This window comes from Streptomyces sp. NPDC050625 (assembly GCF_040654755.1).
Classification (GTDB): Bacteria; Actinomycetota; Actinomycetes; order Streptomycetales; family Streptomycetaceae; genus Streptomyces.
The window spans coordinates 78236-85655 of sequence record NZ_JBFAIQ010000030.1 but is presented as its reverse complement, the minus strand read 5'-3'; the positions used below and the strand labels follow the sequence as shown (position 1 = coordinate 85655).

The 7420-nt window shown below is 71.2% G+C and carries 7 protein-coding genes; 3 read left to right on the top strand and 4 right to left on the bottom strand.

Going from position 1 to position 7420, the window contains the following annotated elements:
• Nucleotides 1-701 (bottom strand): APC family permease (locus AB0I54_RS39420; protein ID WP_363301130.1); only part of this gene is annotated, 701 nt, incomplete at its 3' end.
• 292 nt (nt 702-993) lie between these two features.
• Nucleotides 994-2403 carry a Si-specific NAD(P)(+) transhydrogenase gene (sthA, locus tag AB0I54_RS39415; RefSeq protein WP_363301129.1) on the bottom strand — a complete coding sequence of 470 codons (1410 nt, stop codon included), beginning with the start codon at nt 2401-2403 and terminating at the stop codon, nt 994-996.
• A gap of 149 nt (nt 2404-2552) precedes the next feature.
• On the opposite strand from sthA, the gene AB0I54_RS39410 reads away from it, so the two are divergent.
• Nucleotides 2553-3701 (top strand): sulfite oxidase, encoded by a 1149-nt coding sequence (locus AB0I54_RS39410; RefSeq protein WP_363301128.1) that lies wholly within the window; start codon nt 2553-2555, stop codon nt 3699-3701.
• Nucleotides 3702-3854: 153 nt separating this feature from the next.
• Here AB0I54_RS39410 and AB0I54_RS39405 read toward each other — a convergent pair whose 3' ends face one another.
• Complete coding sequence (locus tag AB0I54_RS39405; protein ID WP_363301127.1) at nt 3855-4061, bottom strand: hypothetical protein; 207 nt, start codon at nt 4059-4061, stop codon at nt 3855-3857.
• Between the two features lie 167 nt (nt 4062-4228).
• Between AB0I54_RS39405 and AB0I54_RS39400 the strand changes: the two genes are divergently transcribed.
• Both AB0I54_RS39400 and AB0I54_RS39395 read left to right on the top strand, forming a co-directional pair.
• Nucleotides 4229-6061, top strand: coding sequence for a glycoside hydrolase family 15 protein (locus AB0I54_RS39400; protein ID WP_363301126.1), 1833 nt, complete (start codon nt 4229-4231; stop codon nt 6059-6061).
• 76 nt (nt 6062-6137) lie between these two features.
• Nucleotides 6138-6617 (top strand): putative zinc-binding protein, encoded by a 480-nt coding sequence (locus tag AB0I54_RS39395; protein ID WP_363301125.1) that lies wholly within the window; start codon nt 6138-6140, stop codon nt 6615-6617.
• A gap of 7 nt (nt 6618-6624) precedes the next feature.
• Here the strand turns inward: AB0I54_RS39395 and AB0I54_RS39390 are convergent, their stop codons facing one another.
• Nucleotides 6625-7404 (bottom strand): helix-turn-helix domain-containing protein, encoded by a 780-nt coding sequence (locus AB0I54_RS39390; RefSeq protein WP_363301124.1) that lies wholly within the window; start codon nt 7402-7404, stop codon nt 6625-6627.
• Nucleotides 7405-7420 lie beyond the last annotated feature (16 nt).

The window sequence follows — 7420 nt, the reverse complement described above, 5'->3', positions numbered from 1 at the left end:
GTCGTACGACGGCTGTCGCGGGTCTCCTCGCTGAGGTTGCTGGTGACGTCCCAGCCCCAGTAGTAGAACGCGGCGATCAGCGCGCCCGAGGCGAAGCCGGCCATCCCGTCGAAGTGGGAGAAGCCCAGCCAGGACCAGTCGAAGGCGCGGGTGTCACCGGTGTGGAAGAGCGCCAGCACCGCGAACAGGCCCAGCACGACCAGCTCGACGCCGGACATCAGCAGCTGCGCGCGGACCGTGAGCCGGGCGCCGCCGAGCACCACGCCCAGCATGATCAGGAACCAGGCCGCGCCGATCACCGTCGACAGGGCCGTGTTGTCGGCGAGGTTCTCGTCGAACAGCGCGAGCGTCATCGAACCGGCGGGCAGCGAACCGGCCACCATGAAGATGGTCGCGGAGACCACCAGCGCCCAGCCGCTGACGAAGCCCAGGAACGGGTGCAGGGTGCGGCCCACCCAGGAGTAACTGGCGCCCGCGTTCACGTCGATCCGGCCGAGGTAGCTGAACGCCAGCGCGATGCCCAGCATGGGTATCGCGCAGTACAGCAGGGCCGCCGGACTGGCCAGGCCCACCGTGCCGACCAGCACCGCCGTGGTCGCGGCCAGCGAGTACGCCGGTGCGCTGCCCGCGACGGCCATGACCACGGTGTCGAACGTACCGAGGGCATTGGCCTGCAGCCCTCTGCCCCTGTTGTTGCTCATGGATGTGCTGCTTTCCGGTTGTGCACGCGCACGGACGGGCCGGCCCGCGGCGCACGGGTGGGGGGTGTGGGACCCGCCCCGAACCCGTAGAGGGATGGCCTCGGGTCAGTGGCCGGCCAGGAGAAGAAAAGACTGGTGAATTCCGATCAGCCCTGCGTCGACAGTCGGTCACACCGCGTGTGGGTGTGATGATAGCGGCCCTCTTTGACCTTTCAAGATTGACCAGTCGGTAATCTCCCTCGCCGGGCGAGGGCCCAACTCCCGCCCCGGAAGCGTCCCTTCCACGCCCCGGTCAGTCCTCCAGGTGGTCGATCTGGCGCAGTTTGTTGGTGGCGTCCAGTGCCGCGACCTTGTAGGACTCGGCCAGCGTCGGGTAGTTGAAGACGGCGTCGACCAGGTAGTCGACCGTACCGCCGCAGCCCATCACGGACTGCCCGATGTGGATCAGCTCGGTGGCCCCCGTACCGAAGCAGTGCACGCCGAGCAGCGTGCGGTCCTCGGGGGAGACCAGCAGCTTGAGCATGCCGTGGGAGTCGCCGATGATCTGCCCCCGGGCCAGTTCCCGGTAGCGGGCGATGCCGACCTCGAAGGGCACGCAGTCCTCGGTGAGCTGGTCCTCGGTGCGGCCCACGAAGCTGATCTCCGGAATGGTGTAGATGCCGATCGGCTGCAGGTTGTGCATACGGCCGACGGGCTCCCCGAAGGCGTCGTACGCGGCCGCCCTGCCCTGTTCCATCGAGGTCGCGGCGAGCGCCGGGAAGCCGATGACGTCGCCGACGGCATAGATGTGCGGGACCTCGGTGCGGTAGTGCTCGTCCACCCGGATCCGGCCGCGCGGGTCCGCGGCCAGGCCCGCCTTGGCCAGGTCGAGTTCATCGGTGAGGCCCTGGCGTCCCGCGGAGTACATCACCGCGTCGGCCGGGATCTTCTTGCCGCTCTCCAGGACGGTCAGGGTGCCACGTGCGTGCCGCTCCACGGCGGCGACGGTCTCCCCGAAGCGGAAGGTGACGGCGAGGTCCCGCAGGTGGTACTTGAGCGACTCGATGACCTCGACGTCGCACAGGTCCAGCATTCCCGGGCGCTTCTCCACCACGGTCACCTTGCTGCCCAGCGCGGCGAACATGGAGGCGTACTCCATGCCGATCACCCCCGCGCCGACGATGACCATGGACCGCGGCACCCGCTCCAGCGTGAGCACATTGTCCGAGTCCATGATCGTGCGCCCGTCGAACTCGACGCTGTCCGGCCGGGCGGGCCGGGTGCCGGTGGCGATCACGATGTGCTCCGCGCTCAACAGCCTTTCGTGGCCGGTGACTTCGCGCAGCCCGATGGTGTGCGGGTCGACGAAGCGGCCCGTACCGGCGTAGAGGGAGACATGGTTGCGGGACAACTGGCTGCGGATGACGTCCACCTCCCGGCCGACCACGTGCTGGGTGCGCGCGGTCAGATCGGCGACGGTGATGTCCTCCTTCAGCCGGTAGCTCTGCCCGTACAGATCGCGCTGGGTGAGACCGGTGAGATACAGCACCGCCTCGCGCAGGGTCTTGGAGGGGATGGTGCCGGTGTGGATGGAGACCCCACCGACCATGTCGGGGCGGTCGACGACGGCGACCCGGCGGCCGAGCTTGGCCGCGGCGATGGCGGCCTTCTGGCCGCCCGGGCCGGATCCGATGACGAGCATGTCGAAGTCGAAGTCGGGCACCCTCCGGAGTGTGTCAGCCCTCGGGCTCTCTTCGAAAGGGTGAACGGGAAACCAACGTCCAGAACGGAACCCGCGTCCGGCTCGCGGGAGTTGCCGGCCGCCCCTCGCCGTCCTCGCCGTACCGCACCCGCCGGAGGGACAATACGGCCATGGGCCGTCGACTCGACGATGTGAGCGCACCCGCCCGGCTGGCCGGACCCGAGGAGGGCATCGGCCCGGACGAACTCGCGCTCGCCACCCGCAACCACGGACTCCCGCTGGAGGCCCTGCGCCACGACATCACCCCGCCCGGCCTGCACTACGTCCTCACCCACTACGACATCCCGTACGTCCCCGACACCACCCGCTGGCGCCTGACGGTGGACGGCCTGGTCCGCCGCCCGCTCCGGCTCACCCCGGCCGACCTGCGGGCGTTCCCCGCGGTCACCACCCGGGTGACCCTGGAGTGCGCCGGAAACGGCCGTGCCCTGCTGGCGCCCCGCCCGGTGAGCCAGCCCTGGCTGGTCGAGGCCGTCGGCACGGCCGAGTGGACCGGCGTACCGCTGCGGCTGCTGCTCGCCGAGGCGGGCGTGGACCCGGCGGCCGTCGACGTGGTCTTCACCGGAGCCGACCACGGAGTGGAGCGCGGGACCGAACAGGACTACCAGCGCGCCCTGCCGGTGGGCGTGGCCATGGGCGACGACCCCGAGGTGCTGGTGGCCTACGGCATGAACGGCGCCCCGCTGCCCCCGCAGCACGGCCACCCGATCCGGCTGGTGGTGCCCGGCTGGTACGGCATGGCGCAGGTGAAGTGGCTGCGCGACATCACGGTGAGTGCGCGAGCGTTCACGGGATTCCAGCAGGCCGTGGCCTACCGGCTCCGGCAGCGCCCCGGGGACGAGGGCGAGCCGGTCACCCGTATCGCGCCGCGCGCCCTGCTGGTCCCGCCGGGCTTCCCGGACTTCATGTCCCGGACCCGGGTGGTCCGGCCGGGACCGGTACCGCTGGAGGGCCGGGCCTGGTCCGGGCAGGCGCCGGTGACGGCGGTCGAGGTCAGCACCGACGGGGGAGCCAACTGGCACCCGGCCCGCCTCGACCCGGCGGACGGGCACCGCTGGGCCTGGCGCCGCTGGCACTGGACATGGACCGCCACCTCGGGACCCCATGTCCTCGCCGCCCGCGCGACCGACGCCGACGGCCACACCCAGCCCGCGGACCAGCACTGGAACCGCGGCGGCTTCGCCAACAACGCGATCCAACGCGTCCGGGTCGTCTGCGTGCCCGCGGACGACGCCGGTGAGGGCGACGGCTGCCGGTGAGGGCGACGGCCGGTGCCCCGCATCCGCCCCCAGGACAGCGCCGAGCGCCCGGTCCGCGTCTTCGGTGGAGTCGCGGGCCGGGCGCGTGCAGCGTCTCCGGTCGGTCGTGCCGAGCCGGTTTCCCCCCGTCTGTGAGTTGACCCCGGACGGCCCTCAGGGGAGCAGCTTCTCGATGGCTATCGGGCCCTCGGTCTCCAGCTTGCGCCGTGCCCATTCGAGATTGGCCGGTGTGATGTCCCGGCCGGTGGCGAGTACCAGATCCTCGGGCGCCACGCCCGTGCCGGGGCAGGTGTGGAGCAGGGCGTCCGGGGTCGCCCGGTCGTCGGCGGACCGGGACTCTTCGGGTTGTGACGTCGACATGATGCCTCCTCCTCCGGACCGGCCGCCCGCACCGCTGCCGGTGCCGCGAAACCGGCCCACTCTCACGATTCACCGCCGGAGCCCGCCCTGCATCCGGAAGAGCCCACGGCCCCCTTCCCTCCTAAGCTGGAGACAGTCCGCACGCCCGTATCCGGGAGGCTGCCGCGATGACCGAGACGCCGTACCAGGACGCACGCGGGAGTCCCCGCTATCTGCCGATCGCCGAGCACGGACTGATCGGCGACCTGCGCAGCGTGGCCCTGGTGGGCAGCAACGGCACGATCGACTGGTACTGCAGCCCGTCGTTCGACTCCCCGAGCGTCTTCGCGTCGATCCTGGACGCGGACCGCGGCGGCTGCTTCGAGCTCGCCGCCTCCGTGCCGGCCCGTACCAAGCAGTTCTACTTCCCCGACACCAATGTGCTGATCACCCGGTTCTTCACCGACGAGGGGGTCGGCGAGGTCCAGGACTTCATGCCCGTCACCGGAGAGTCCGCGGAGGCCGACCGGCACCGGCTGATCCGCCGCGTCCTGTGCGTCCGCGGCACCGTACCCTTCCGGGTCCGGGTGGCCCCGCGCTTCGACTACGGCGCCGCCCCGCACACGCTGAAGCTGCTCGGCGACACGGCCGTCTTCGAGTCCCCGCAGATGGCCCTCGCGCTCACCTCCACGGTGACCCTGGAGAGCGACGGCGTGGACGCGCGCGCCGACTTCAAGCTCGCCGAGGGCGAGTCCGCGGTGTTCGCCCTCGACCGGGTCGGCGACGCCATAGCGCCCCGCGGCTGCGCCCGCACCGAGGCCGAGCACGAATTCGAGGCCACGGTCCGCTACTGGCGGCGCTGGCTGCACCAGTCCCGCTACCGCGGGCGCTGGCGGGAGATGGTGCACCGCTCCGCCCTCACCCTGAAACTGCTCACCTACGCGCCGACCGGCGCCATCGTGGCCGCGCCGACCACCAGCCTCCCCGAACAGCTCGGCGGCGAGCGCAACTGGGACTACCGCTATGTGTGGATCCGGGACGCCGCGTTCTGCGTCTACGCGCTGCTGCGGCTGGGCTTCAGCGGCGAGGCCCGGGCGTTCATGAACTTCCTGACCGGCCTCATCGGCCCGGGCGACGGCTCGCCCTCGGGCCCGCTGCAGATCATGTACGGCATCGACGGCCGCACCGACCTGCCCGAACGCGAACTCGATCACCTGGAGGGCCACCTGGGATCAGCTCCGGTCCGGGTCGGCAACGCCGCCGCCGACCAGCTCCAGCTCGACATCTACGGCGCCCTCATCGACTCGATCTACCTCTACGACAAATGGGCCGAGCCGATCTCCAGCGACCAGTGGGACAACGTCTCCCGGCTGGTCGACTGGGTCTGCGACCACTGGGACCAGCCCGACGAGGGCGTGTGGGAGACCCGCGGCGGCCGCAAGAACTTCCTGTACTCGCGCCTGATGTGCTGGGTGGCGATCGAGCGCGCCATCCGGCTCGCCAACCGGCGTGGCCTGCCGGCCGACCACCGCCGCTGGCGGACGAGCCGTGACGCCATCTACCGCAGGATCATGGACCTCGGCTGGTCGCCGGTGCGCCGCGCCTTCGTCCAGCACGAGGGCGACGAGGTCCTCGACGCGTCGCTCCTGATGATGCCGCTGGCGAAGTTCATCGCACCCACCGACCCCAAGTGGCTGTCCACCCTGGACGCCCTCACCGACGACCTGGTCTCCGACTCCCTCGTCTACCGCTACGACCCCCAGGCCAGCCCCGACGGGCTGCGCGGCGACGAGGGCACCTTCTCGATCTGCTCCTTCTGGTACGTCGAGGCGCTGGTGCGCGCCGGGCGGCTGGACGAGGCGCGGCTGGCCTTCGAGAAGATGCTCACCTACGCCAACCATCTCGGCCTGTACGCCGAGGAGATCGGCCGCACCGGCGAGCAGCAGGGCAACTTCCCCCAGGCGTTCACCCACCTGGCACTGATCAGCGCCGCGTTCAACCTGGACCGCGCCCTTGGCTGACCTCCCCGAGGTGAGGGGGGTCGTTCGGCACCGCGGGGGGAGTCCAACGGACCCCCACACCTATCCCGCCCGGCCCATGTCGCCGGCGGTCGCCCGGCCTAGGCTCGCGGGGCGCGTGCCGTACACCGCCGCGCCGCACACTGTCCGTCGTAACCAGCGAGGCCCCCGGGTGAACCGTCGTCGTGATCTGCCCCTTGTCTACTCCTGCTCGGGTTGTTCGAGCGCGGCCCAGATGACCAACTGGATCGCCGTGCAGCTCGACCGGCGCGGCATCGCCGAGATGTCGTGCATCGCCGGGGTCGGCGGGGACGTGCCGAGTCTGGTACGCAAGGCCCGCAGCGGCCGCCCCGTCATCGCCGTGGACGGCTGTGTGCTCCAGTGCGCCCGCAACTGCCTCGCCCGGCACGAGGTGCAGCCGGTGGTGCACCATCTCCTCAGCGACGACGGGGTGCGCAAGCGGCTGGGTGAGGACTTCGACCCGGAACAGGCCGAGCAGGTGCTCGACGGGCTGATCGCCCGCATCGCCCAGGAGACGGGCTCGGCGGCGCGCTCCTGACGGGAGTTCAGGCCCCCTCGGCGCGCCGTAGGGTGGCCACGCACAGGTGCGGGGTGACGAAAGGCTCCAGGCTCTCCGCGGTCAGCGGGGCCCGCAGCGTCTCCACCGTGCCCTGCATCAGGCCGAGATGGATCGCGCAGACGATGTCGGGGCGCCGCTGGGCCACCTCACGGAACGGGCAGTGGTGCAGAAGCAGTCGCCGGTCGGTGGTTCTGGCCTCCGGCTCCGTGCCCGCCTCGGGTTCCCGCTCCTGCTCCTGCTCCCGCTCCTGCGCGTGCTTCTGCTCCTGCTCCTGCTCCTGCTCCGCTTCCGTGACGAAGCCCATGTCCTCCAGGGTCGCCACCAGCCGGCGCTCCCCTTCCTCCGCGCCGATCCGCTCGGTGGGCGCGGGAGGGGCGGTCAGGTACGAGCCCCAGGAACGGCCGGCCCGGGTCGCCGCGGCCACCGGGTCCTCCACCGAGGAGGACACGACACCGAGCAGAATGTCCGACAGCAACTGGAAACTGCGCGACCCGTCCGACGCGTCCGAGGCGACGGCCGAGTAGACGATCTTCGGTCGCCCCGGCTCACTGCGGGGCGCGCTGTCACGGACCGCCAGGCCGTCGGCGACCAGCGCGTCCAGATGGAAACGGGCGGTGTTGAGGTGGACCCCGACCCGTTCGGCGGTCTCGGCCACACCCAGCGGGCGGCCGTCCTCCGCACGGAGCAGTTGCAGGACGGCAGCGCGCCTTCCCCTTTGCACCGGAGCGCCGGTGCCCGCGTCGGTGAGCTGTCGTCGTGGAGCCATGGAGAAATGATACGAC